This is a genomic window from Diaphorobacter sp. HDW4B, assembly GCF_011305535.1.
Classification (GTDB): domain Bacteria; phylum Pseudomonadota; class Gammaproteobacteria; order Burkholderiales; family Burkholderiaceae_C; genus Diaphorobacter_A.
On sequence record NZ_CP049905.1, the window covers coordinates 4,738,154 to 4,761,838 of the forward strand.

Here is a 23,685-nt window from a genome sequence, read left to right on the forward strand (position 1 = left end):
AGCGCCTTGGATGGCTCGGGTCGCCTGAGCTGTCTACTGGGTGCCGTCCTGAATCCAGCCGATGCGCCCTTGGGCCAGATCGCTCAGCCGTGCGACGAAGTTGGCAGCGGCGCTCTGCGGCATCTTCAGCCGCGCGATCACCTGACTGCCGTGCGACACCTCCAGCAGCTCGGCACCGGCGGCTTCGACCTCGCGGCGCAGCAGGCCTTCCTGCGCGTAGGGCAGGCTGCATTCGAGTTCGGCCATCACCTGGCGCTCGATCTTCTCGGCTTTCAAAAGCGCTTGCGCCACGCTGTCGGTGTAGGCCCGAACCAGTCCGCCTGCGCCCAGCTTCACGCCGCCAAAGTAGCGCACCACAGTCGCGAGCACGCCTTCCAGATCCTGATGACGCAGCACGTCCAGCATGGGGCGACCTGCCGTGCCGCTGGGCTCTCCGTCATCGACAGCGGCAGACTGCCCACCCGCCAGCAACGCCCAGCAGACATGGGCCGCGCCGGGGTGCTCGGCGCGCAGTTGCTCGACCACAGCTTGCGCGCTGGCGCGGTCGCTCATGGGTTGCACGCAGCCGATGAAACGGCTTTTCTTGATGATGAGTTCGCTGTGGACGGCTGATTTCAGGGTGTGAGGCATGTCGCGGTCGAGCTTAACCGAGCAGGCGCGGCGTTTTGCCTTGAAGCACTTCAAGTGTCTTGACTTCGATTTGGTGATGCTTGAGCGATGTCAAACCATCAGGCGCTCGCGAGACCTAGTATTTACCCGTTATTTACCTGTCACTGACAAACTGGAATGCAAGAAATGAAGAAGCTTCTGAAGTGGATCGCCGTCGCCTGTGTCTCCGTTGCTGCCGTGCCTGCGTTTGCAGCGCCCAATTGCAGTGTCGAAGTGGAAAGCAACGACGCCATGCAGTTCAACACCAAGGCCATCAGCGTTCCCGCCGCGTGCAAGGATTTCACCGTCAAGCTCAAGCATGTGGGCAAGATGCCCAAGACCGCCATGGGCCACAACCTGGTGATCGCCAAGACGGCCGACATGCAGGGCATCGCCAACGACGGCATTCCCGCCGGCGCCGACAAGGACTACGTCAAGCCCGCCGACGCCCGCGTGATCGCCCACACCAAGCTGATCGGCGGTGGCGAGACGGCATCGGTCACCTTCGCGGTGAACAAGCTCAAGGCGGGTGACGACTACACCTTCTTCTGCTCCTTCCCTGGCCACTCCGGCATCATGAAGGGCGCGCTGACGCTGGCGAAATAAGCCATTCAACTGAGCTTGCGGTGCATGGCCCGCAAGCTCTTTTGATCAAAAAAACAGGACGGCGTAGCCAAGTGGTTACGCCGTCTTACTTTTTATTCGTCAATTCAGTTGTTTTCCTGTCAGCCGTTCTCGCTGCAGAGGCGTTAGCCTACATAAGAAGTTTGCTTGCAAATTTAAGCTGTCGATAGCCCAGCGAGAGTTTGCCCAGCCAATTTCTCATTCAAGGAGTTTTTCCATCCGTCCACCCGCAATTTGAGAGGAGTTGCCATGTCGCCAAGCTATTTCACTGTTCCCACAGACTACGTCGTACCCCATGGTGCCTCCGGACTGTGGCTGGCCAGCGATTTTCAGCCGGTCGCCATGCCACAACCTCTGCAGGAGCCCGTGCAGTTGCGCAATGGTCAGCTGCTGCGCTCTGCCTACATCGAGCCGCCAGCCGATCTGGACCACATCGTGCGCTCGATGGGCGAGTGGTGATCACACCGCGATCAGCGTCCTTGGGCGGCTGAGCGGTGACGAATGAAGCGGGCTCTGTGCCCGCTTTTTGTTTTTGTGTGCCGCTTGAGCCCACGCCGTCAATGGATTCAGGTCAAGCCACAAGCGCAAAACCCCCTGACGGCCTACAATGCCCGGCCTCCCACGGACCCCGCAAATGAACGCTCCCATTGATGTTTCCTTCTTCCACCGAGCAGCCAAACCGCTGACCAGCTACCGACCGTACTGGGCCAAGCGCTTCGGCCCTGCGCCGTTTCTGCCGATGTCTCGCGCAGAAATGGACCAGCTCGGCTGGGATTCCTGCGACATCATTCTGGTGACGGGTGACGCTTATGTGGATCACCCGAGCTTCGGCATGGCCGTGATTGGCCGCGTGCTCGAAGCGCAGGGTTTTCGCGTGGGCATCATCGCGCAGCCCGATTGGCAAAGCGCCGAAGAGTTCAAGAAGCTCGGCAAGCCCAATCTGTTCTGGGGCGTGACCGCGGGCAACATGGATTCGATGATCAACCGCTACACGGCTGATCGCAAGATTCGCAGCGACGACGCCTACACCCCCGGCGACGTCGCTGGCAAGCGCCCCGACCGCGCTGCCATCGTCTATAGCCAGCGCTGCCGCGAAGCCTACAAGGATGTGCCGATCGTGCTCGGCGGCATCGAAGGCAGCCTGCGCCGCATCGCGCATTACGACTACTGGAGCGACAAGGTCCGCCGCTCCATCGTGGTGGACAGCAAGTGCGACATTCTTCTGTACGGCAATGCCGAGCGCGCGCTGGTGGAAGTGGCGCACCGCATCGCCGCGCGTGAGCCCGTCGAAAAAATCACCGATGTGCGCGGCACCGCGTTCTTCCGCCGTGAATCGGAAGAGGGCTGGTTCGAGCTCGATTCCACCGAGGTGGACGAGCCCGGCGTCGTCGAAGCGCACATCAATCCGTACCAGACCACCAGCGAGCAGGCCGAGGCACAAGGCCAGACCTGCTCCAAGGAAGAGGGCGGTGAACAACCCGCAGCAATGCCATCGGGCGAGCAGCCGATCCAGTTCATGCCCAACCCGTCGCTGCGCGGCAAAGGCAAGAGCAAACTGCCTCCGCGCGACCGCACTGTGCTGCGTCTGCCCAGCTACGAAGACGTCAAGAGCGACCCGATTCTGTATGCCCACGCCAACCGCGTGCTGCACCTGGAAACCAATCCCGGCAACGCCCGCGCGCTGGTTCAGGCGCACGGCGAAGGCGTGACGGCGCGCGATGTGTGGCTCAATCCGCCTCCCATCCCGCTGACCACAGCAGAGATGGACTGGGTCTTCGGCCTGCCATACGCCCGCAACCCACACCCCAGCTACGCTGATGAAACCGGCGGCCACGACGGCGCGACCAAGATTCCCGCGTGGGAGATGATCCGCACGTCGGTCAACATCATGCGCGGCTGCTTTGGCGGCTGCACCTTCTGCTCCATCACCGAGCACGAAGGCCGCATCATCCAGAGCCGCTCCGAAGACTCCATCATTCAGGAGATCGAGGACATCCGCGACAAGGTGAAGGGCTTCACCGGCACCATCTCCGACCTGGGCGGCCCCACGGCCAACATGTACCGCCTCGGCTGCAAGAGCCCCGAGATCGAAGCCGCCTGCCGCAAGCCCAGCTGCGTGTTCCCCGGCATCTGCCAGAACCTGCACACCGACCACGACCCGCTCATCAAGATCTACCGCCGCGCGCGCAAGCTCCCCGGCATCAAGAAGATTCTGATCGGCTCCGGTCTGCGTTACGACCTCGCGGTGAAGTCGCCTGAGTACGTGAAAGAGCTGGTGCAGCACCACGTCGGCGGCTATCTCAAGATCGCGCCTGAACACACCGAAGCCGGCCCGCTCAACAAGATGATGAAGCCGGGCATTGGCAGCTATGACCGCTTCAAGCAGCTCTTCGAAAAGTTCAGCGAAGAAGCAGGCAAGAAGCAGTACCTGATTCCGTACTTCATCGCCGCGCACCCGGGCACCAGTGACGAGGACATGATGAACCTCGCCATCTGGCTCAAGCGCAACGGCTTTCGCGCCGATCAGGTGCAGACCTTCTATCCAAGCCCCATGGCCACGGCCACGGCCATGTACCACTCGGGCCGCAACACCCTCACCAAGGTGCGCCGCGAGATGCGCGATGCGGACGAGGAAACCGTGGACATCGTGCGCGGCGAAAAGCGTCGCCGTCTGCACAAGGCCTTCCTGCGCTATCACGACCCGAACAACTGGCCCATGCTGCGCGAAGCCCTCAAGGCGATGGGCCGCTCCGACCTGATCGGCAACGGCAAGCAGCACTTGATTCCGACCTTCCAGCCGCTGGTGGATGGCGGTTATCAAAGCGCCCGCAAGAAGAACTCCACGCAAGGCACGGGCGTCGGCTCGCGCTCGGTGAACTCTCAGCAGGCCAAGGCCTACACCATGGGCAAGGCAGCCAAGCCGCTGGGCGCTTCTGCTTCTTCCAAGCCCCAGAAGGAAAAGGAAGTGGACGTGCGCTTTGCCAAGCCCGGCCAGCCCGCTCCTGGCCGCATGCTCACACAGCACACGGGTCTGCCTCCGCGCGCTGGCGTGGGCGGCGGAAAGAAGCCGGGCGGCCCGCGCAAGCCGCGTTGAACGGTGCGCGTGATCAGACCCGGTGCATGAACTGGGCCTGAATCAGTTCCTGCTCGGCGGCTTTGGGCGCTGCGCTTGATGCCTCGGGAAGCAGCCAGCGCTTGGCCGCGAGCTTGTCGCGCCAGATTTCGGCCACGTCGATGAAGTCATCCAGCAGTTCCAGAAATTGCTGGTCGCTCACTGCTTCCGGATGAACGAGCTGGCTCAACAGCAGCTCGTTGCTCTGTGCATCGATCGACAGCACGGAACCCTTGGTCTGCGCCGCGAACAGATTGGCTTGCATGGCGTCGAGCAGCAAGGCCTCCAGTTGCACCGGTGGAAGCGGGCCGATGACGCAATACATCTGCAGCGCGCGACCATCGTTCACCTTTTCGAGATGCAGTTCCAGCTTGCCCGCCACGCTCAGGGTGGCGACGCCTTGCTCGTTGAATTGGATGGCGTCGGACAGTCCCGTCGACGCGGCCAGCCCCTGCAGCATTTGATCGATTTGGCTCATGTTTGGTTGCTTTCCAGTTTTTGTTGTGCGAGTTGAATCACGTGCATCTGCGCTTGGTGAGTCGCCTTGGATTTGCCCGTGCTTTGCGGTGCCACATAGGCGTTGAGCGGATGTTTCAGCAGGCTGTCCTTGTCCAAGGGTGCGCGTTGCGCAGCGGGAGTGTTGTGGTGTTCGAACAGCAGCACGTTGGCGATGATGTGTGACGACAGGCCGGGGCAGTTGCGGGCCGTCGTATCAGCCACTTTTTCGTAGGCCGTCATGATGTTCTTGCTCGAACCGCTTGCCTTGTCGTTGAGCAGTTGGACGGCCAGATTCTTGGCGACCCCCTGGCCGATGATCGCGTGCAGACCGTGGTCCGAGGATTCGTCTTTCAGCAGCGACAAGCTTCTGAATTCGTTGCCCCAGCCGGGGATCTGCTCGGAGGTGTCCCGATTGTTTTCGAGAAAAAAGGTCAGGCTGGTGAGCTGGTCCGGTTTGAGCGCGGCGATCGCATCTTCGAGCATGCAGCTCACTGCCGCATAGTCTTTGGGGCTGCTGGCCTTGAGATCGGCAAGCTCGTTCTTGAAATTGTTCATCTCGAGGCGCAGCGCCTTTTCGTTGGGCTTCGCGGAGCCCGATTTGCTCAGCGCCTTGAATTGATCGATCAGTTTCGCACCGTTTTCCATGGTGGTATTGCGCGCCTGTTTGTCGCTGCACAGTCCGATGGAGGAGAGCATTCCCACCAGCGTCTTTCTGAACGATCCGCGCTCGAGCAGCGCAGATGCCTTGGCGCGACCGGGCTCGTTCGGGCTGGTCATGACGGTCAGCGTATGGCGCGCCGTCTTGACCGTGCTGGCACCGGCTGTGGTGCCGGCAGACGTGGCGGGAATGTGTGCCTTGGCAATGGAGTGAAGCGAGACAGACATGTGAGGCCTCCTGAAAATGCCCTGTTCGGTCGGTTTACCCGGGTAAGTAACCAGCCGATCCGCACAGTTCCAAAAAATTTCTGGGCGGTCAATGTCCGTCAGGATTGTTTTCAGTTCAGGTGGGACGTCACGTTGCGCCACAACTGCGGGAAAAGCACATACACCGCCAACAGCGCGCAATTGCCGAACACGGTCACCCAGTACATCACGCGGAACTCGTGCTTGGACGACTTGTGACGCAGCGACTGCTGCGCGTACCAGGCCATCGGCCAGCCACCGATCAGCGACAGCATGTGCAGCGTGTTCTCGCTCACCCGCCAGCGGCCTTTCTCGGCGGCGTCCTTGTCGAAGTTGTAGACAAGGTAGGTGACCAGATTGATCAAGCCCACGACGGCCAACAGCACGAACGGCATGCGGCCCGAGAAGATGGCGAAGGCATACAAAGCCACCAAGATGAGCAGCAGCACCTTGAACAACGAGTTGCCCGTGGCCGGTCCCGATGCACGTCGCGTCGGCGCGGGCTGCGCAGAGCGAGGGCGTTCGCTGGTTTGTGTTTGAGGGGGATTGGTTGCTGCAGCGGCTCGTCCAGCCAGGCGCACATCCACGGCGCGAGGGCCCTTGCCGCCGACCTGGATTTCTTCGTACGTCACCTGCATGCCCGCGACCGGCGTGGTGCCGGGCTTGGCAAAATCCTTGACGTGCACAAAGACATCACGCGAATCGCCGCTGTCGATGAAGCCAAAACCGCGTTCCACTTCCCAGCGGCGAATCGTTCCCTGTTTGCGCATTGTTCTTTTTTGAAGGCAGATGAAGTTGTTTCCAGAAGCCGGAGGAACTTCGCTGTGCTTGATCGCTCCGACAAGGCGCATAGTTTATCCAGTCGCCGCCCTCGTACGGCAAGCCGCTTTCATTGGCAGAATCGCTCTCCACCATGCTCCAAAGAAGAACCACGCTGGCAAGTCTTGCCGCACTGGCCACTGCCTTCCCGGCAGGCCTGATCTGCTCCACCGCCAGCGCACAGACGCGCAACCTGCTCGAATCCCTCAAGCCATCCCCGCGCATGCCTGTGCTCTTCGTCGGCCACGGCAGCCCGATGAACGCCATCGAAGACAACCAATGGCGCCACGCATGGCAGCAAATGGGCGCGGAACTCATGACCCGCGCCGTGCAGCCACAGCTCATCCTCTGCATCTCCGCGCATTGGCTGACCAAGAACGGCTGGTACCTCACGGCCATGCCCGAGCCGCGCACCATCCACGATTTCAGCGGCTTCCCGCGTGAACTGCACGAACAGCAATATCCCGCAGCAGGCGCACCCAAGGTAGCCCGCAGCCTGGCCGCAGAACTGAAATCACCGGCCACCAAGACCGCACTGGGCGTGGACGAAAGAGAATGGGGCCTCGACCACGGCACCTGGTCCGTCCTCAAACCCATGTTCCCCAAGGCCCAGATCCCCGTCCTGCAACTCAGCATGGACTACAGCCGCCCACCAGAAGAACACTACGCACTCGGCCAACAACTGGCCGCACTGCGCGAGCGAGGCGTGCTCATCGTCGGCAGCGGTAACGCCGTTCATAACCTGAGACGCACAAAGCGCGGATCAGCCCCCAACGAGGCCTACGACTGGGCGACGGAATTCGACACCAAGGTGAACGACTGGATCAAGCTCGGCCAACTGGACCAACTGCAGACATTCCAGAAACTGGGCGAAACCGCCATCCAGTCACACCCCACCCACGAGCACTACTTACCGCTCCTCTACGCAGCAGGCGCAGCCAGCAGCAAGGAAATGCCAAGGTTCTTCAACACCGGCTTCCAATCCGCATCGATCTCCATGCGCTCGGCAATCTGGGGCTGAGCGAAAACATCTCGCGAGGTCGCGAGATGCGCGGGCACGAGCAACGCGAAGTGCCGAAACCCACCTCTTATGAAACCTCTGACTCGCGGCGGTTGCCCGAACGGAGCGCCTCCGGCGCGAAGCTGAGTTCTGCCGCGGGTATTCAAGGCGATTTTTGGTGACTTTTTGGCGCAAGCAAAAAGTTACTGCCCCGCCGGGGGCAGTCCCGGCACCCGCCCTAAAACACCGAGCAAAGCCCAAAAAAGAAAAGCCGCCCCAACCGGAGCGGCCTCTCAGCATTCAGCCAATGAAGAGGTGAATCAGATCACCGCTGCAATCGCCTTGCAAACGTATTCCACGTTCTTGCTGTTCAGCGCAGCCACGCACATACGACCCGTATCGGTACCGTACACGCCGAACTCAGAACGCAGACGCACCATCTGGTCCTTGGACAGACCCGAGTACGAGAACATGCCGATCTGTGTGGTGATGAAGTCCATGTCCTGCTTCACGCCGGCAGCCTTCAGACCGTCGACCAGCTTCTGACGCATGGCCTTGATGCGCACGCGCATTTCGCCCAGTTCTTCTTCCCACTGAGCACGCAGAGCGGGGTCGTTCAGCACGGCCGACACCACTGCACCACCGTGTGTGGGTGGGTTGGAGTAGTTGGTGCGGATGACGATCTTCAGTTGCGACAGCACGCGGGCGGCTTCGTCCTTGTCGTTGGCGACCACGGACAGGGCACCGACGCGCTCGCCGTACAGGCTGAAGCTCTTGGAGAACGAAGTGGACACAAAAATGTTCAGGCCAGCGGCGATGAACTTGCCGATCACGGCGCCGTCTTCCTTCAGGCCGTGGCCGAAGCCTTGGTAGGCCATGTCGAGGAAAGCGACCAGACCCTTGGCCTTGACCACTTCGATGACCTTGTCCCATTGGGCAGCGGTGATGTCATAGCCGGTGGGGTTGTGGCAGCAGGCGTGCAGCACGACCACGGTGCCGGCGGCGGCAGCGCTCAGGTCGGCGATCATGCCGTCGAAGTTCACCGAGCGGGTGGCCGCGTCGTAGTACTTGTAGGTGCCGACTTCAAAACCGGCGTTGGTGAAGATGGCCTTGTGGTTTTCCCAGCTGGGGTCGGAGATCAGGACCTTGGCGTTCGGGTTGAGCTTCTTGAGGAAGTCAGCGCCGATCTTGAGGCCGCCGGTGCCGCCCACGGCTTGCACGGTGGCCACGCGGCCAGCCTTGACCACTTCGGAGTCAGCGCCGAACACGAGGGTCTTGACAGCGCTGTCGTAGGAAGCGATACCGTCGATGGGCAGGTAGCCACGGGCTGTGGGCTTGTCCATCATGGCTTTTTCTGCAGCTTGCACGCACTTCAGCAGCGGGAGCTTGCCGTTGTCGTCGAAGTACACGCCCACGCCGAGATTCACCTTGTTGGGGTTGGTGTCGGCACCAAATTGTTCGTTCAGACCCAGAATGGGGTCACGCGGGGCCATCTCGACGGCGGTGAAGAGAGACATGAAAAGTCCTTGAAGGGTGGAAATCTGATGCGGTGCCCCCAACTAAACTAACCTCGGCTGAAAGGATGAACAGCGTCTGCACTTGGGTGCAAGCAAGTCATTCGATCCATTTGCCTTGAGGGGCAACCCTCGATTTTAACGGCGCAAGTCATAGTTGCGTTTACAAGTCATGCATGAAGTCATTACTGAAGTGAAGGAAGGCGAGTTCGTTTCCTTCCCGAATTCGCCTTTTCAGCTCTTTCAGCCATACCCACCAGCCGGGGATCAGCCCGAGGCGATAGCCAAGCTGGTCGAAGGGGTGAATGATGGTGAGTCGTTCCAGACCTTGCTGGGCGTGACGGGCTCGGGCAAGACCTTCACCATGGCCAATGTGATCGCGCGCCTTGGGCGCACGGCCATCGTGTTCGCGCCCAACAAGACGCTGGCCGCGCAGCTCTACAGCGAATTCCGCGAGTTCTTCCCCAAGAACGCGGTGGAATATTTCGTGAGCTATTACGACTATTACCAGCCGGAAGCCTATGTGCCCCAGCGCGACCTGTTCATCGAGAAGGACAGCGCGATCAACGAGCACATCGAGCAGATGCGCCTGTCATGCACCAAGAGCCTGCTGGAGCGGCGCGATGTGGTGATCGTCGCCACGGTCTCGGCCATCTACGGCATCGGCGAGCCGTCGAGCTACCACCGCATGGTGATGACGCTGCGCGCGGGCGACAAGCTGAGCCAGCGCGACGCGATCGCGCAGCTCATCCGCATGCAGTACCAGCGCAATGAGCAGGATTTCAGCCGGGGCAAGTTCCGCGTGCGTGGCGACACCATCGACGTGTTTCCGGCCGAGCATTCCGAGCTGGCGCTGCGCATCGAGCTGTTCGATGACGAGGTGGACAGCCTGCAGCTCTTTGATCCGCTCACGGGCCGCGTCATCCAGAAGATTCCGCGTTTCACCGTCTACCCGAGCAGCCACTACGTGACGCCGCGCGACAAGGTGCTGGCGGCGGTCGAGACCATCAAGGAAGAGCTGGACGAGCGTCTGAAGTTCTTCGTCAAGGAAGGCAAGCTGGTCGAGGCGCAGCGCCTGGAGCAGCGCACGCGCTTCGATCTGGAAATGCTCAGCGAAGTGGGGCATTGCAAGGGCATCGAGAACTACACGCGCCATCTCTCGGGCTCCATGCCGGGCGATCCGCCAAGCACGCTGACCGACTATCTCTCCAAGGACGCGGTGATGTTCCTTGACGAGAGCCACCAGATGATCGGCCAGCTCAACGCCATGTACAACGGTGACCGCGCGCGCAAGACGACGTTGGTGGAATACGGCTTTCGCCTGCCTTCGGCGCTCGACAACCGGCCGCTCAAGTTCGAGGAATTCGAGAAACGCATGCGTCAGGTGGTGTTCGTCTCGGCCACGCCGGCGGACTATGAGAAGACCCATGCAGGGCAGGTGGTCGAGCAATTGGTGCGGCCGACCGGGCTGGTTGATCCCATCGTCGAGGTGCGTCCGGCGACCCATCAGGTCGATGATGTGCTGCAGGAAATACGCATTCGAGTCGAAAAGAATCAGCGCGTACTCATTACCACGCTGACCAAGCGCATGGCCGAGCAGTTGACCGAGTATCTTTCGGACAACGGTGTGAAGGTGCGCTATCTGCACTCGGACATCGATACCGTCGAGCGCGTGGAAATCATCCGCGACCTGCGCCTGGGCGCCTTCGATGTGCTGGTCGGTATCAACCTGCTTCGCGAAGGGTTGGACATTCCCGAGGTCTCGCTGGTTGCAATTCTGGATGCGGATAAGGAAGGTTTCCTACGCGCAGAACGCAGTTTGATCCAGACAATTGGCCGCGCGGCCCGAAATTCCGAGGGGATGGCGATCCTGTATGGGGACCGGATCACCGACTCGATGAAAAAAGCCATCGGCGAAACGGAACGTCGGCGCGCAAAACAGATCGCATACAACGAGCTACACGGAATTACACCGCGAAGCATTGTCAAGCAGGTGAAAGACCTGATTGATGGTGTCTACAGTGAAAAGGCCGGGCAGGACTCACAGCGCATGCAGCAGCAGGCAGCGCGTGATCTGGAGCTGGAAGAAATGTCGGAAAAGGACATTGCGCGCGAGATCAAGCGGCTTGAGAAGGCCATGATGGATCACGCACGCAATCTGGAGTTCGAGCAGGCGGCACGCGTGCGCGATCAACTGGCCAAGCTCAAGGATCGCGTCTTCGGTGCACATGGCGGCACGGAGCGCCAAGGCTGATGCGGGTTTCGACGGGATGGCGGCGGGCGAAAGGATTTATTTAACCGCGCTATCTCGGCGATAGATTTTGTTACCCGACAAAAACAATAGGGATTGGTGGTATACTTGGGCTAATTACTCAAGAAAACAACCCCACAAAACTTAGGGCTCTGACGGGCGAAACCCTTGTGTTTCAAGCCTCGGCAGAGAGCGGGCGGAGACGGTAGTACCCGTATTGCCAAACAGGCGATTCGAGGTGTTTCTCAAACGATCAAGCCTGAACCAACAAGGAGCTTGCGATGCGTCTCACAACCAAAGGCCGGTTTGCGGTCACAGCCATGATTGATCTGGCCCTGCGTCAGAACAATGGCCCAGTCACCCTCGCGGCCATCAGCCAGCGTCAGCAGATTTCCCTGTCGTACCTGGAACAACTGTTCGGCAAGCTGCGTCGTCACGAACTGGTGGAATCCACCCGTGGCCCCGGCGGCGGTTATACGCTGGCCCGCAAGGCTGGCGACATCACCGTGGCCGACATCATTGTTTCCGTCGATGAACCCATCGATGCGACTCAGTGCGGCGGCAAAGAAAACTGCCTCGGCGAAGCCGGTCGCTGCATGACCCACGAACTGTGGGCCTCGCTGAACCAGCGCATGGTGGAATTCCTCGACTCCGTCACGCTGCAGAAGCTGGTGGACGATCAGCTCGCCAAGGGTGTGCAGATCGAGGACAAGCCGGTCGCTCGTCGCGCGATTTCGACGACTCCGGTGGTCAAGCCCATTCGCGTGAATGCACCGAACTCGGTGTTTGCTCTGGGCAACGCCTTCGCCAAGTCCTGATGCGCGCTGGATCGCGCGTCCGGCATGCAGCCGGGCGGCGAGCCGCGCCAGAAGGACCGCTGTTTTCAACCCATTCTGATAACTGACATTCGCCAGCCAGATCGCCCAAGCGAGATAGCCATGGACATGACTCCCCATTTCCCCATTTACCTGGACTACGGCGCGACCACTCCTGTGGATCCCCGTGTCGTTGACGCGATGATCCCTTGGTTGCGCGAACATTTCGGCAACGCGGCATCGCGCAGTCATGCGTGGGGCTGGGAAGCTGAAGAAGCCATCGAGAAGTCTCGTGGCTACGTGGCCGATCTGATCGGTGCCGATCCTCGCGAAATCGTGTGGACCAGCGGTGCGACCGAATCCATCAATCTGGCATTGAAGGGCGCCGCTCAGTTCTACAAGGGCAAGGGCAAGCACCTCATCACGCTCAAGACCGAGCACAAGGCCGTGCTGGACACCATGCGTGAGCTGGAGCGCCAGGGCTTCGACGTGACCTACATGGACGTCAAGGAAGACGGTCTGCTGGATCTGGAATCCTTCAAGGCCGCGATTCGCCCCGACACGATTCTGGTCAGCGTGCTGTTCGTGAACAACGAGATCGGCGTGATCCAGGACATCCCTGCGATCGGCGCGATCTGCCGCGAAAAGGGCATCATTTTCCACGTCGATGCAGCGCAAGCGACTGGCCGTGTCGAGATCGACATGAGCAAGCTGCCCATCGACCTGATGAGCATGACCGCGCACAAGACCTATGGCCCCAAGGGCGTGGGCGCGCTGTACGTTCGCCGCAAGCCACGCATTCGTCTGGAAGCGCAGATCCACGGCGGTGGCCACGAGCGCGGCATGCGTTCGGGCACCTTGCCAACGCACCAGATCGTCGGCATGGGCGAAGCCTTCCGCATCATCAAGCTCGAAATGAACGAGGTGAACGAGAAGGCCGCCAAGCTGCAAAAGCGTCTGCTGGACGGTCTCGCCGACATCGAACAGGTGTTCATCAACGGCAGCATGGAGCACCGCGTTCCGCAGAACCTGAACATGAGCTTCAACTTCGTCGAAGGCGAATCGCTGATCATGGGCATCAAGGGTCTGGCCGTGTCGTCCGGTTCCGCATGCACCTCGGCAAGCCTGGAGCCCAGCTACGTGCTGCGCGCCCTTGGCCGCAGCGACGAGCTCGCTCACAGCAGCCTGCGCATGACGATTGGCCGCTTCACGACCGAAGAGGAAATCGACTATGCGATTTCCACCATCCGTCACAACGTGGCCAAGCTGCGTGAACTCAGCCCTCTGTGGGAAATGTTCAAGGATGGCGTGGACCTGAGCACCATCCAGTGGGCTGCTCACTGATCGGCAGCGCAAGAGAATTTGAAATTGATCTCTGCGCCCCGCCTGCCTTGAAAGCAGGGCGGCTGACGCAGCAAAAGGAGAAACACCATGGCTTATTCAGACAAAGTGATCGACCATTACGAGAACCCCCGCAACGTGGGCTCGTTCGACAAGGGTGACGACACCGTCGGCACCGGCATGGTCGGCGCACCGGCTTGCGGCGACGTGATGAAGCTGCAGATCAAGGTGAACCCCGAAACCGGCGTGATCGAAGACGCACGTTTCAAGACCTACGGCTGCGGCTCGGCGATCGCATCGTCCTCGCTCGTGACCGAATGGGTCAAGGGCAAGACACTCGACGAAGCGGCTGCTTTGAAGAACAGCATCATCGCTGAAGAGTTGGCACTGCCACCCGTGAAGATTCACTGCTCCATCCTGGCCGAAGACGCCATCAAGGCAGCCGTGAACGACTACAAGGCCAAGCGCGGCGAAACTGCGGCTGCAGATTCGACAGCGGCCTGAGCAACATGGCAGTGACATTGACCGAAGCTGCCGCAAGGCACGTCAGCCGCTACCTGTCGCGTCGCGGCAAGGGGCTGGGCGTGCGCCTTGGTGTGAAGACCACGGGCTGCTCGGGGCTGGCTTACAAGCTGGAATATGTGGACGATCAGGCTCCCGAAGACATCATCTTCGAGAACCATGGCGTGAAGCTGCTGATCGACCCCAAGAGCCTTGCTTATATCGACGGCACGGAGCTCGACTTCGTGCGCGAAGGCCTGAATGAAGGCTTCAAGTTCAACAATCCGAACGAGCGTGATCGTTGCGGTTGCGGCGAAAGTTTCCGCGTCTGAAACGTTTGGCTCAGGCCATATGAAACCGCCATCGCTCCCAGTGCTGGCGGTTTTTTCTTGTTATGAATCTGCAATCTGACGACTTTGAATTGTTCGGTGTGCCCCGGCAATTCGCACAGGACCGCGCACAACTTGATGCGCGTTGGAAAGACCTACAACGCGAGGCCCACCCTGATCGCTTTGCGGCCCAGGGCAGCGCTGCGCAGCGCGTGGCGATGCAATGGTCGGTGCGCATCAACGAGGCCTACCAGCGTCTGAAAGATCCGCTCAAGCGCGCCACGTATCTGTGCGAGCTGAACGACGTGAACATCGGCGCGGAAGACAACACCGCCATGCCGGCCGCCTTCCTCATGCAGCAGATGGAATGGCGCGAAACGCTCGACGACGCGACCACCGAAGACGCACTCGATGAGCTGGGCGACATGGTGCAGGCTGCGCGCAAGCAAGCGTTGGTAAAACTGGCAAGCTTGATTGACGAGCAAAACGACCTTGCCAAAGCGGCGCAGGAAGTCAGAGCCCTCATGTTCATTGCGCGTTTTGCACACGACGTCGATGTGAAACACGAGCAGCTTGCACAATAGAGCTTGTGATGGGTGGCCGCTGCCAGCAGCAGCGCACGCCGCCTGAATGCCCCAAGTCGGCATTCGCTTTCAAACCATTCAGAACAAAGACAGACTTCATGGCGCTCCTGCAGATTTCCGAACCCGGTCAATCCCCTGACCCGCATCAGCGGCGCATCGCCGTGGGCATCGATCTGGGCACCACCCATTCGCTCGTGGCCGCTGTGCGCCATGGCGTTGCGGAATGCCTGCCTGATGAACAGGGCCGGGTGCTGCTGCCATCTGTCGTGCGCTACATGGAGGGCAGTGGTCGCCAGATCGGCTATGACGCGGTCGCTTCGCGTCTGCAGGATCCCGTCAACACGATAGCCTCGGTCAAGCGCCTGATGGGTCGTGGCTTGGCCGACATCACCGACAAGGCGTCGCTGCCCTACGAGCTGCTCACGCAAGGCGGTGAAAATGCCGCGCAGCAAGGCATGGTCGCCATTCAAACGGCAGGCGGTGTGAAGTCGCCCGTTGAAGTGAGCGCCGAGATTCTGGCGACGCTGCGTTTCCGTGCGGAAGACAGCTTCAACGACGACATCTATGGCGCGGTGATCACCGTGCCTGCGTATTTCGATGACGCACAACGCCAGGCCACCAAGGACGCCGCCAAGCTCGCGGGTCTGAACCTGCTGCGCCTCATCAACGAACCCACCGCAGCTGCGATTGCCTACGGTCTCGACAACTCGTCCGAAGGACTGTACGCCGTGTACGACCTGGGCGGCGGCACGTTCGACATCTCGATTCTGCGACTCACGCAAGGCGTGTTCGAGGTCATCGCCACGGGTGGTGATTCTGCATTGGGCGGTGATGACTACGACGCTGCGTTGGGTGACTGGGTGCTCGCTCAGCATGCTCTGACGGCGCAGACGCCTGAAGACAAGACTGCTGTGCGCATGGCTGCTCGCGCCTGCAAAGAAGCGCTGACCGATGCGGACTGCGCGCAGTTCACCGCCACGCTGGCAGGCAAGCCGCTCGACTTTGCCGTGACCCGTGCCGACTTCGATGCCGCGACAGCGGACCTCACCAAGCGCACGCTGACCGCCGTTCGCCGCACCTTGCGCGATGCGCAGCTTGATCGCGAAGAAGTGCAGGGCGTGGTCATGGTAGGCGGCTCCACGCGCATGCCGCAAGTGCTGACTGCAGTGGCCGAATTCTTTGGAAAAGAACCGCTCACGAATCTGAATCCGGATGAAGTGGTGGCACTCGGCGCATCCATTCAGGCCAATCAGCTTGCGGGCAACAACTCCGCTGGCGACCTGCTGCTGCTCGACGTGATTCCACTCTCGCTCGGCGTCGAAACCATGGGTGGCCTGGTCGAGCGCATCGTCGGTCGCAACGAAACCATTCCCACCGCCAAGGCGCAGGATTTCACCACCTACAAGGACGGCCAGACCGCAATGGCCATCCACGTGGTGCAGGGCGAGCGCGATCTGGTGGCCGACTGCCGCAGCCTCGCGCGCTTCGAACTGCGCGGCATTCCAGCCATGGCTGCCGGTGCCGCGCGCATCCGCGTGACCTTCACCGTCGATGCCGATGGCCTGCTTATTGTGAGCGCCAAAGAGCAGGGCAGCGGCGTCGAAGCCAAGGTCGATGTGAAGCCTTCGTATGGCCTGTCGGATGACCAGATCGCCAAGATGCTGGAAGACGGTTTCGCCACCGCGCAGCAGGACATGCGTCAGCGCGCCGTGGTCGAAGCGCGTGTCGACGCCGACCGTCTGCTGATGGCGACGCAGAGCGCGCTCGACGTCGATGGCGATGTGCTGAGCGACAAGGAACGTACCGAGATTGATGCGCTCATGCAGGCGCTGCGCACGCTGCATGCGACGAGCGACGATGCCGCAGCCCTCGAGGCCGGCACGCAAGCGCTCGCCAAAGGCACGGAACAATTCGCCGCTCAACGCATGAATCGCGGCATTCGCGAAGCGTTGGCTGGCAAGAACATCCAGACGCTGTAAACCAACAATAAAAGACGCACCGAACCAAGAACACAAAGCGAATCCCCATGCCCGTCATCAAAATTCTTCCGCATCCAGAATACTGCCCGCAAGGCGCTGAAATCACTGCGCCCGCAGGCACGTCGATCTGCGAAGCACTGCTCGACAACAAGATCAACATCGAGCACGCTTGCGACATGAGCTGCGCTTGCACCACGTGCCACGTCATCGTGCGCCAGGGCGGCAATTCACTCAACGAGGCCGAGGAAGAGGAAGAAGACCTGCTCGACCGCGCCTGGGGCCTTGAGCCACAATCGCGTCTGTCGTGCCAGGCCATTCTGGCCAAGGAAGACGTCACGGTGGAGATTCCCAAGTACTCCATCAACCACGCCAAGGAGAACCACTGATGTCACGTCAGATCGTGCTGGATACTGAAACCACGGGCCTTTCCGCTGAAACGGGCGACCGCGTCATCGAACTGGGCTGCGTGGAACTCGTGAACCGCAAGCTCACGGGCAAGAACCTGCACATCTACTTCAACCCCGAACGCGACAGCCACGAAGACGCGCTCCGGGTGCACGGCATCAGCAACGAATTCCTCAAGGACAAACCCAAGTTCGCGGAACTCGCGGACGAGATCGTCGAATACCTACAAGGCGCGGAACTCATCATCCACAACGCCGCGTTCGACATCAGCTTCCTGAACAAGGAGTTCCAGCTCTGCGGCAGAAAGCCCGTCAAGAGCTATGTCGACAGCGTGATCGACACCTTGGCCATGGCCAAGGAAATGTTCCCCGGCAAGCGCAACTCGCTGGATGCACTGTGCGATCGCCTCGAAGTCGACAACTCCGGCCGCACGCTGCACGGGGCCTTGCTTGATGCGGAACTGCTCGCCGACGTCTACATCAACATGACCCGAGGCCAGGAGGCCTTGCTGATTGCGGATGAAGAACCCAAGGACAAGAACGCCGGCGCCGTGCGCGTGGCCGCCATCGATTTCAGCAGCCTGAAACTGCAGGTCATCGCCGCGAACGAAGACGAGTTGACTGCGCATCTCGACGTGCTCAAGCAGATCGACAAATCGAGCGGCGGAAAAACAATCTGGCCACTTCCCGCAAGCGACCAGAATTCCGTGTCATAATAGCCCTCTTGTCGCGACACACAGCGACAAACGGGTGATTAGCTCAGCGGTAGAGCACTGCCTTCACACGGCAGGGGTCACATGTTCGATCCATGTATCACCCACCAATTTCAAAACCCTCTTGAACTCAGGTTCAAGAGGGTTTTTTGTTGATGCCCAAGCTCGATTCGCGGGATCTCAATTCTCGGTCGGGAACAACTGCGCCACGGCTCGCTCGACTCCCCCTATATTCAATGCGGTGCAAGCTTCGCGCACGGAGGGATTGGAGCGCTTGCCCTCGCGAAAGGCCATCGCTTCTACGGTAAGATAGTGCTCGCTCCGGGGTGCACGCCTGTGCTGAGATCCACACCCGAGAACTTGAACCGGGTCATTCCGGCGGAAGAAGAGCTTTTCTCCTCGCGTCACCGCACTCCAATGCGCCGCGTGCGGGAGTCTTCGGAGCAACACGTTCACGTTTGCTGCTCTCGAAGGATTTTCATGGACAAGGCCACGGCTCAGGCCGACCTGCTGGTCGCAGACCTGCTCGCATTCATCGCGGCAGACGGTTGCACGGATGACCAGTTCAATCAACTCGCCCTGCGCCTGTTCGCTCACCAGTACGAATTCAATGCGCCGTTTCGCAGCTTCTGCCAGCGCCGCGGAGCCACGCTGCGCAATGTGAAAACCTGGAGCGACATTCCTGCCGTGCCCATCGATGCGTTCAAGGCGATGGAGTTGCGCAGCGAGCCCGCATCGCCGAACGAGCGCGTGTTCATGACCAGCGGCACCACGGGTCGCGCGGCGCGTGGACGGCACTTTCACCCCCAACTCGATGTCTACGATCTGTCGATGACGCGCAACTTCGCCAAGCGTTTCATGCAAGGCGTGGAGCGCATGCCGATGGGCATTCTGTTTCCTGACGAAGTGGCGATGCCCAACTCGTCGCTGGCGCACTATCTGGCGCTTGCGAAGTCGGAGTTCGGCACGGAAGACAGCCGCTACTATCTGACGCCCGAGGGTCTCGACGTGCCTGGCTTGTGCGCCGCGCTGGAAGAGTCGCAGCGCAGCGGCAAGCCATATGCGCTGCTCGGCGCAAGCTTCAGCCTTGTGCATGTGATGGACGCGCTGCGCGAGCAAGGCTGCAGCTTTCAACTACCTGCGGGCAGCCGCATTCTCGACACCGGCGGCTACAAGGGCCAGTCGCGCGAGTTGCCGCTCGAAGAGTTCTACGCCGATCTGGCGCGCCTCTTCGGCGTTCCGCGCACGCACTGCATCAACATGTATGGCATGACCGAACTGAGCACGCAGTTCTACGACGATGGCAATGCGACGCTGCCTTCGGTGAAATCGGGGCCGCACTGGATTCGCTCGCGACTGGTCGAGCCGATCACGGGCCGCGATGTGCCACCGGGCGAGCGCGGCATTCTGGTGCATTGCGATCTGGGCAATTACAACGCGGTCAGCACCATCCTGACCGAAGATGTGGCTCTGTGGGCCGATGGTGGTTTTCTGCTGCTAGGGCGTGCGGAAGGCGCTGCGGCCAAGGGCTGCTCGCTTGCCGTTGAAGAGTTCGTGAAGGCCACGGCGGCATGAGGATTGAGCGCGTCACTGCGGGCTATCTGCCCGGTTTGCAGGTCGATGAGGTGCAGTGGCATGTCCTGCCTTTCCAGCGCAATGGAATGCGGCTTGAAGTCTCGGTGCCCATGCTGACCGGGCCGCAGATGCATGCATTGGCGGACCGCGTGCGCGAAGCCGCCAACCGTCATCTGCGCACGATGACCGTGGCAGACATCATCGATGTGATCGACCGCGCCATCGCCCGTCTTCTCGATCGCAACGATCCCTTTCGCCAACAGGCCGAAGCCTTGTTGCCCGTGGTGAGTGGCTACGACGCCGACATGGTGCGGTTGGGATTGACAGGTTATTTCAAGACTTTCCGTGCCGCGCAACTGCGTCGCTTTGTGGCTGAGGATTTTGCCAATCCTGCCGTGCTCGATGGATTTCAGCCCGCACCCAAAGGCGGTGCTGTACGCGCTTATGGCCCTGATCTGCTGGTGCACAGTTGGGCTGGCAATGTGCCTGCGCTGTCGCTGTGGAGTCTGGTGTGCGGCCTGTTGGTCAAGGCACCAGCCATCGGAAAACTGGCCAGTGCCGAGCCGTTGTTCGCAGGCTGGTTTGCACGGCTGCTGGCTGAGATTCATCCACCGCTCGCCGACTGCCTTGCAGTGGTCTGGTGGAGCGGCGCAGGCGGCGAGGAGGCCGATGCGCTCTACGCCAAGGCAGACACCGTGCTCGCTTACGGAGGCAACCATACGCTCGACGCACTGCGCAAACGCTTGCCGGTGACCACGCGCTTTCTGCCGCATGGGCACAAGCTGGGTTTTGGTTTGATTGGTGCTGCTGCGCTGGATACGTTGAAGGCTCCTGCGCTCGCGCGTTTGGCGGCGTGGGATGTCATGCGATACGACCAGCAGGGTTGCTACTCGCCGCATGTCTTTTATGTCGAGCGCGGTGCGCCTGTGTCGCCGCGCGCTTTCGCCGATTATTTGGCGGCAGAGCTGGCCAATCTGCAGCGGCGCTTTGCGCGTCGCGATCTCGATCTGGAAGAAAGTGCGGCTGTTGCCAAGTGGCAGCAAAGCGTGGAGTGGAGCGCCGGAGACGATTTGCTGATCGGCCCCGCCGATGCGCCATGGAGCGTGGCCTACAGCGACAGCCTGCAGTCGCTGTCGCCGACCGCGCTGTATCGCACGATATACGTCGTCGGCGTGGACAGCTTGGACGACGTGGTCCCCGTGGTTGCCGCGCAGCGCGAGTATCTGCAGACTGCGGGCATTGCTGCCGGACCCGAAAATTTGTACCGCTTGGCCGAGCTGCTGGGCGCAGCCGGTGTCACGCGCATCGCCGCCATTGGTTCCATGAGCATGCCCGAAGCAGGCTGGCATCACGATGGGCGATTCAACCTTGTCGATCTGGTGCGGATGACCGAGATCGAACAGTCGGCCGAATGGGCCGCGCAGCCGTTCGCTGATTATGCGGATTGATGCGCACGGACTGACTGCGATGGCGTTTCTCGATATCGACCATGCCGTGTTCACCTATCCGGGCCGTGCGCCGGTGGTGAACGGCGTGAGCTGGAAGATGCAGACAGGCGAATTCCACTGCCTGCTGGGCCGCAGCGGCTGTGGCAAGACCACGCTGCTCAAACTGGCAGCCGGGTTGCTTCGTCCGCAGTCGGGGCGCGTTCTGTTGAATGGCGGTGAACTGGCAGCGCCGGGGCCGCAGCTGGGCTTCATGTTCCAGGCACCTACGCTGCTGGAGTGGCTTACCGTGCTCGACAACGTGCTGCTGCCTGTGTCGTTGCAGCGCAAACCTGCCAAGCAGGACGTGGACCGGGCACTTCAGTTGCTCGATCAACTGGGTCTGTCCGCTCATGCGCCAAACCACCCGCGTCAACTCTCCGGTGGACAGCAAAGCCGTGTGGCGCTGGCGCGTGCGCTGATTCTGGAGCCGCCGCTGTTGCTGCTCGACGAACCCTTTGCTGCGCTCGACGCAATCACGCGCGCGGAACTGCAGGACGACTTGCTGCGCACCAGTCGCGAGCGCGGCACTACCGTGCTGTTCGTCACGCATGACATCAATGAGGCCGTTTATCTGGGTGACCGCATCGCGCTCATGCACGAAGGGCGCATCGTGGATGACTGGCGCATCGAACTGTCTGCGCCGCGCACGCAAGCCATGCGCCATGGTGCAGTTTTCAATGAATACTGCGCTGCGGTGCGGGCTTCCATGGACAGGAGCAGCGCATGACCGTCACGCCGTTCAAGGCACATTTTCTGTCCGCAGCGCTGCTCGTCATTTTGCTCGCCGCGTGGGAGCTGATGGTTCGCCAGTGGGGCTTGTCTGCGCTGGTGCTGCCTGCGCCGTCGGCCATCGCGGCATCGCTGTGGTCAGGCTTGGTCACGGGGTATTTCTGGCCCCATGTTGTCTCGACGATGCAGGCGTTGCTGCTGGGCCTGTTGGCGGGAAGCGTATTCGGCCTGCTGGTCGGAATGGCACTGGCCGAGTCCCGCTTGCTGGAGCGCGTTTTCAAACCTTATGTCGTCGTCAGCCAGGTGGTTCCCAAATTGGCACTTGCACCCCTGTTCGTGCTCTGGTTTGGATTCGGCATGCTGCCGACCGTGCTGATCACGGCGCTGATCTGCTTTTTTCCGTTGATGGAGAACACGCTGACGGGGCTTCGGCAAGTTGATGCGCAGCGCCTGCAACTCTTTCAGATGCTGGGTGCCACCCGGCTGCAGACCTTGCTGCGACTGAAGCTGCCCACGGGCTTGCCCGCGATTCTTGCGGGGCTGCGCGTGGCGGTGGTGCTGGCGCTGGTCGGTGTGGTCGTCGCCGAATTCATGGGCGCCAGCAAAGGGCTGGGCGCCGTCGTCATCGCCGCACAAGGGATGATGGACACAACATTGATGTTCGCCGCGCTGGTGCTGATTGCCGCCATTGGATTGGTGCTCTACCAACTTTGCCTTGTGCTGGAACGCCGGCTTTTGCGCGCGCATGCTTTTGCGCATGTCCTCCCAGTTTCCCATTCGCTCTCGGGCGGCAACTCCTGATCGAGACCATTTCGTCATGAACACTTCTACATCGACTCCCATCTTCTCTCGCCGCAGTCTGCTGAGTGCAAGCGCGGGTCTCGCTGGCTTGTCGCTTGCGGGCCAAGCGTTTGCAGCACAAGCGCAGGGAAACATTCGCCTGGCTGGCTGGAGCAAACCGATCAGCGAGATCACCAATATTCTTGCCGAGCCCGACAAAGGCTTTTTCAAAGCACAGGGCGTGGAGCTGACCTATCTGCCCGGAGCAGGCGGTGGTGACGCGATCCGCAACCTGCTTGCCGGTCAGGCCGATGTGGCGTTCACCGATCCCGGCTCGTTCTTCATGGCGCTGGACAAGGGCGAAAAGCTGGTTGCCATCTACGACATCTACCCGCAGAACGTGTTCAACGTGGTCTCGCTCAAGTCGTCGGGTATCCAGAAGCCTGCAGATCTGAAGGGCAAGAAGATCGGCGTCTACAGCCTTTCCAGCGGCACACGCCAGAACCTGCTGGTGCTGTTGCATCAGGCGGGTCTGAAGGAGTCCGATGTGACCATCGTCGTCACTGGCCTGCTCAACTTCGCACCGCTGATGCAGGGGCAGGTCGATGCCACGGCTGCCACCGATACCGGTCTGGCCGTTGGCCTGCGCAAGGGCATGGGCGAGATCAACGTCATGAACGTGAGCGACCACCTGAACATTTCGAGCGACATGTTCGTCGTGCGCGAAGACACGCTGCGCGAAAAGAAGGATCTGCTCAAGGCTTTTCTGAAAGGCTACCGCGACAGCGTTGCCTGGATGATCGCCCACCCCGAGGAGGCCGCGACGCTCGCTGTCAAACGGGCCATCGACGGCACCCATCGCGACATCAATCGGGATGTGATCAAGCTGCGCAATGCGTCCGCCCAACCCAGCGCGCAAGGCAAGGCGCGTGCTCCACAACTCGGAAGCTTTGATCTGGCTTCGCTGCAAAAGGGAGCGGATACTTATCGTGCGCTCGGCATGATTGCGCGCCAGATCAAGGTGGCTGATGTGGTCGATACCAGTTTGCTGCCGGGTAACTGAAATGGCAGTTCAAACA

General features: G+C 60.8%; 23 protein-coding genes, 1 tRNA gene and 1 riboswitch. Of the genes, 19 read left to right on the forward strand and 5 right to left on the reverse strand.

What is annotated here, in order from left to right; all coding sequences use genetic code 11:
- Nucleotides 1-33: 33 nt before the first annotated feature.
- Entirely contained in the window at nt 34-630 is a 597-nt protein-coding gene (locus G7048_RS21690) for a YigZ family protein (protein WP_166070124.1), read from the reverse strand.
- 165 nt (nt 631-795) lie between these two features.
- Between G7048_RS21690 and azu the strand changes: the two genes are divergently transcribed.
- The 3 genes from azu (at nt 796) to G7048_RS21705 (ending at nt 4,366) form a co-directional block, all read left to right on the forward strand.
- Nucleotides 796-1,254: an azurin gene (gene azu / locus G7048_RS21695; protein ID WP_166070125.1), complete on the forward strand. Its 459-nt coding sequence runs from the start codon at nt 796-798 to the stop codon at nt 1,252-1,254.
- Between the two features lie 267 nt (nt 1,255-1,521).
- A complete protein-coding gene (locus tag G7048_RS21700; RefSeq protein ID WP_166070127.1) occupies nt 1,522-1,731 on the forward strand; it encodes a hypothetical protein in 210 nt (69 codons plus the stop codon).
- 175 nt (nt 1,732-1,906) lie between these two features.
- Nucleotides 1,907-4,366, forward strand: coding sequence for a YgiQ family radical SAM protein (locus G7048_RS21705; protein WP_166070128.1), 2,460 nt, complete (start codon nt 1,907-1,909; stop codon nt 4,364-4,366).
- 13 nt (nt 4,367-4,379) lie between these two features.
- On the opposite strand, the gene G7048_RS21710 is transcribed toward G7048_RS21705, so the two are convergent.
- The 3 genes from G7048_RS21710 to G7048_RS21720 all read right to left on the reverse strand — a co-directional run bounded on the left by G7048_RS21710 (nt 4,380) and on the right by G7048_RS21720 (nt 6,555).
- Nucleotides 4,380-4,862 (reverse strand): type III secretion system chaperone, encoded by a 483-nt coding sequence (locus G7048_RS21710; protein ID WP_166070129.1) that lies wholly within the window; start codon nt 4,860-4,862, stop codon nt 4,380-4,382.
- Complete coding sequence (locus G7048_RS21715; protein WP_166070131.1) at nt 4,859-5,767, reverse strand: hypothetical protein; 909 nt, start codon at nt 5,765-5,767, stop codon at nt 4,859-4,861. Before G7048_RS21715 ends, G7048_RS21710 begins: the two co-directional genes overlap by 4 nt.
- A 110-nt stretch (nt 5,768-5,877) precedes the next feature.
- Nucleotides 5,878-6,555 carry a DUF1294 domain-containing protein gene (locus G7048_RS21720; RefSeq protein WP_166070132.1) on the reverse strand — a complete coding sequence of 226 codons (678 nt, stop codon included), beginning with the start codon at nt 6,553-6,555 and terminating at the stop codon, nt 5,878-5,880.
- A 164-nt stretch (nt 6,556-6,719) separates the two neighbouring features.
- Between G7048_RS21720 and ygiD the strand changes: the two genes are divergently transcribed.
- A complete protein-coding gene (gene ygiD, locus G7048_RS21725; protein ID WP_166071113.1) occupies nt 6,720-7,625 on the forward strand; it encodes a 4,5-DOPA dioxygenase extradiol in 906 nt (301 codons plus the stop codon).
- 299 nt (nt 7,626-7,924) lie between these two features.
- Here ygiD and G7048_RS21730 read toward each other — a convergent pair whose 3' ends face one another.
- On the reverse strand, nt 7,925-9,121 hold the full coding sequence (locus G7048_RS21730) for an amino acid aminotransferase (RefSeq protein ID WP_166070133.1): 1,197 nt from the start codon (nt 9,119-9,121) through the stop codon (nt 7,925-7,927).
- A gap of 169 nt (nt 9,122-9,290) precedes the next feature.
- On the opposite strand from G7048_RS21730, the gene uvrB reads away from it, so the two are divergent.
- The 15 genes from uvrB (at nt 9,291) to G7048_RS21805 (ending at nt 23,669) form a co-directional block, all read left to right on the forward strand.
- A complete protein-coding gene (uvrB, locus tag G7048_RS21735) occupies nt 9,291-11,372 on the forward strand; it encodes an excinuclease ABC subunit UvrB (protein WP_166070134.1) in 2,082 nt (693 codons plus the stop codon).
- Nucleotides 11,373-11,650: 278 nt separating this feature from the next.
- Nucleotides 11,651-12,187, forward strand: a complete 537-nt coding sequence (iscR, locus tag G7048_RS21740) for a Fe-S cluster assembly transcriptional regulator IscR (RefSeq protein ID WP_166070135.1) — start codon at nt 11,651-11,653, stop codon at nt 12,185-12,187.
- A 120-nt stretch (nt 12,188-12,307) separates the two neighbouring features.
- Nucleotides 12,308-13,528 (forward strand): IscS subfamily cysteine desulfurase, encoded by a 1,221-nt coding sequence (locus G7048_RS21745; protein ID WP_166070136.1) that lies wholly within the window; start codon nt 12,308-12,310, stop codon nt 13,526-13,528.
- A gap of 87 nt (nt 13,529-13,615) precedes the next feature.
- The gene (iscU, locus tag G7048_RS21750) at nt 13,616-14,029 is read left to right on the forward strand and encodes a Fe-S cluster assembly scaffold IscU (protein WP_166070137.1); all 414 of its coding nucleotides are present in this window, start codon (nt 13,616-13,618) and stop codon (nt 14,027-14,029) included.
- A 5-nt stretch (nt 14,030-14,034) separates the two neighbouring features.
- Nucleotides 14,035-14,358 (forward strand): iron-sulfur cluster assembly protein IscA, encoded by a 324-nt coding sequence (gene iscA / locus G7048_RS21755; RefSeq protein WP_166070138.1) that lies wholly within the window; start codon nt 14,035-14,037, stop codon nt 14,356-14,358.
- Nucleotides 14,359-14,420: 62 nt separating this feature from the next.
- Nucleotides 14,421-14,939: a Fe-S protein assembly co-chaperone HscB gene (hscB, locus tag G7048_RS21760; protein WP_166070139.1), complete on the forward strand. Its 519-nt coding sequence runs from the start codon at nt 14,421-14,423 to the stop codon at nt 14,937-14,939.
- Nucleotides 14,940-15,037: 98 nt separating this feature from the next.
- Entirely contained in the window at nt 15,038-16,918 is a 1,881-nt protein-coding gene (gene hscA / locus G7048_RS21765) for a Fe-S protein assembly chaperone HscA (protein ID WP_166070140.1), read from the forward strand.
- Nucleotides 16,919-16,965: 47 nt separating this feature from the next.
- Nucleotides 16,966-17,304, forward strand: a complete 339-nt coding sequence (gene fdx, locus G7048_RS21770; protein ID WP_166070141.1) for an ISC system 2Fe-2S type ferredoxin — start codon at nt 16,966-16,968, stop codon at nt 17,302-17,304.
- Nucleotides 17,304-18,038 (forward strand): DNA polymerase III subunit epsilon, encoded by a 735-nt coding sequence (gene dnaQ, locus G7048_RS21775; RefSeq protein WP_166070142.1) that lies wholly within the window; start codon nt 17,304-17,306, stop codon nt 18,036-18,038. Before fdx ends, dnaQ begins: the two co-directional genes overlap by 1 nt.
- Before the next feature lie 32 nt (nt 18,039-18,070).
- Nucleotides 18,071-18,145 (forward strand) — tRNA-Val (locus G7048_RS21780).
- 202 nt (nt 18,146-18,347) lie between these two features.
- A riboswitch (TPP riboswitch) is annotated at nt 18,348-18,439 on the forward strand.
- 76 nt (nt 18,440-18,515) lie between these two features.
- Entirely contained in the window at nt 18,516-19,610 is a 1,095-nt protein-coding gene (locus G7048_RS21785; protein WP_166070143.1) for a long-chain fatty acid--CoA ligase, read from the forward strand.
- Nucleotides 19,607-21,058 (forward strand): acyl-CoA reductase, encoded by a 1,452-nt coding sequence (locus G7048_RS21790; RefSeq protein ID WP_166070144.1) that lies wholly within the window; start codon nt 19,607-19,609, stop codon nt 21,056-21,058. Before G7048_RS21785 ends, G7048_RS21790 begins: the two co-directional genes overlap by 4 nt.
- Before the next feature lie 19 nt (nt 21,059-21,077).
- Nucleotides 21,078-21,824: an ABC transporter ATP-binding protein gene (locus tag G7048_RS21795; protein ID WP_166070145.1), complete on the forward strand. Its 747-nt coding sequence runs from the start codon at nt 21,078-21,080 to the stop codon at nt 21,822-21,824.
- On the forward strand, nt 21,821-22,627 hold the full coding sequence (locus G7048_RS21800) for an ABC transporter permease (RefSeq protein WP_166070146.1): 807 nt from the start codon (nt 21,821-21,823) through the stop codon (nt 22,625-22,627). Before G7048_RS21795 ends, G7048_RS21800 begins: the two co-directional genes overlap by 4 nt.
- Nucleotides 22,628-22,643: 16 nt before the next feature.
- A complete protein-coding gene (locus G7048_RS21805) occupies nt 22,644-23,669 on the forward strand; it encodes an ABC transporter substrate-binding protein (RefSeq protein ID WP_166070147.1) in 1,026 nt (341 codons plus the stop codon).
- Nucleotides 23,670-23,685: the final 16 nt, after the last annotated feature.

Bases quoted from the DNA above. Each gene is read 5' to 3' on its own strand.
- G7048_RS21690 (WP_166070124.1), bottom strand. From the start codon at position 630: ATGCCTCACACCCTGAAATCAGCCGTCCACAGCGAACTCATCATCAAG.
- azu (WP_166070125.1), top strand. From the start codon at position 796: ATGAAGAAGCTTCTGAAGTGGATCGCCGTCGCCTGTGTCTCCGTTGCT.
- G7048_RS21700 (WP_166070127.1), top strand. From the start codon at position 1,522: ATGTCGCCAAGCTATTTCACTGTTCCCACAGACTACGTCGTACCCCAT.
- G7048_RS21705 (WP_166070128.1), top strand. From the start codon at position 1,907: ATGAACGCTCCCATTGATGTTTCCTTCTTCCACCGAGCAGCCAAACCG.
- G7048_RS21710 (WP_166070129.1), bottom strand. From the start codon at position 4,862: ATGAGCCAAATCGATCAAATGCTGCAGGGGCTGGCCGCGTCGACGGGA.
- G7048_RS21715 (WP_166070131.1), bottom strand. From the start codon at position 5,767: ATGTCTGTCTCGCTTCACTCCATTGCCAAGGCACACATTCCCGCCACG.
- G7048_RS21720 (WP_166070132.1), bottom strand. From the start codon at position 6,555: ATGCGCAAACAGGGAACGATTCGCCGCTGGGAAGTGGAACGCGGTTTT.
- G7048_RS21730 (WP_166070133.1), bottom strand. From the start codon at position 9,121: ATGTCTCTCTTCACCGCCGTCGAGATGGCCCCGCGTGACCCCATTCTG.
- uvrB (WP_166070134.1), top strand. From the start codon at position 9,291: ATGCATGAAGTCATTACTGAAGTGAAGGAAGGCGAGTTCGTTTCCTTC.
- iscR (WP_166070135.1), top strand. From the start codon at position 11,651: ATGCGTCTCACAACCAAAGGCCGGTTTGCGGTCACAGCCATGATTGAT.
- G7048_RS21745 (WP_166070136.1), top strand. From the start codon at position 12,308: ATGGACATGACTCCCCATTTCCCCATTTACCTGGACTACGGCGCGACC.
- iscU (WP_166070137.1), top strand. From the start codon at position 13,616: ATGGCTTATTCAGACAAAGTGATCGACCATTACGAGAACCCCCGCAAC.
- iscA (WP_166070138.1), top strand. From the start codon at position 14,035: ATGGCAGTGACATTGACCGAAGCTGCCGCAAGGCACGTCAGCCGCTAC.
- hscB (WP_166070139.1), top strand. From the start codon at position 14,421: ATGAATCTGCAATCTGACGACTTTGAATTGTTCGGTGTGCCCCGGCAA.
- hscA (WP_166070140.1), top strand. From the start codon at position 15,038: ATGGCGCTCCTGCAGATTTCCGAACCCGGTCAATCCCCTGACCCGCAT.
- fdx (WP_166070141.1), top strand. From the start codon at position 16,966: ATGCCCGTCATCAAAATTCTTCCGCATCCAGAATACTGCCCGCAAGGC.
- dnaQ (WP_166070142.1), top strand. From the start codon at position 17,304: ATGTCACGTCAGATCGTGCTGGATACTGAAACCACGGGCCTTTCCGCT.
- G7048_RS21785 (WP_166070143.1), top strand. From the start codon at position 18,516: ATGGACAAGGCCACGGCTCAGGCCGACCTGCTGGTCGCAGACCTGCTC.
- G7048_RS21790 (WP_166070144.1), top strand. From the start codon at position 19,607: ATGAGGATTGAGCGCGTCACTGCGGGCTATCTGCCCGGTTTGCAGGTC.
- G7048_RS21795 (WP_166070145.1), top strand. From the start codon at position 21,078: ATGGCGTTTCTCGATATCGACCATGCCGTGTTCACCTATCCGGGCCGT.
- G7048_RS21800 (WP_166070146.1), top strand. From the start codon at position 21,821: ATGACCGTCACGCCGTTCAAGGCACATTTTCTGTCCGCAGCGCTGCTC.
- G7048_RS21805 (WP_166070147.1), top strand. From the start codon at position 22,644: ATGAACACTTCTACATCGACTCCCATCTTCTCTCGCCGCAGTCTGCTG.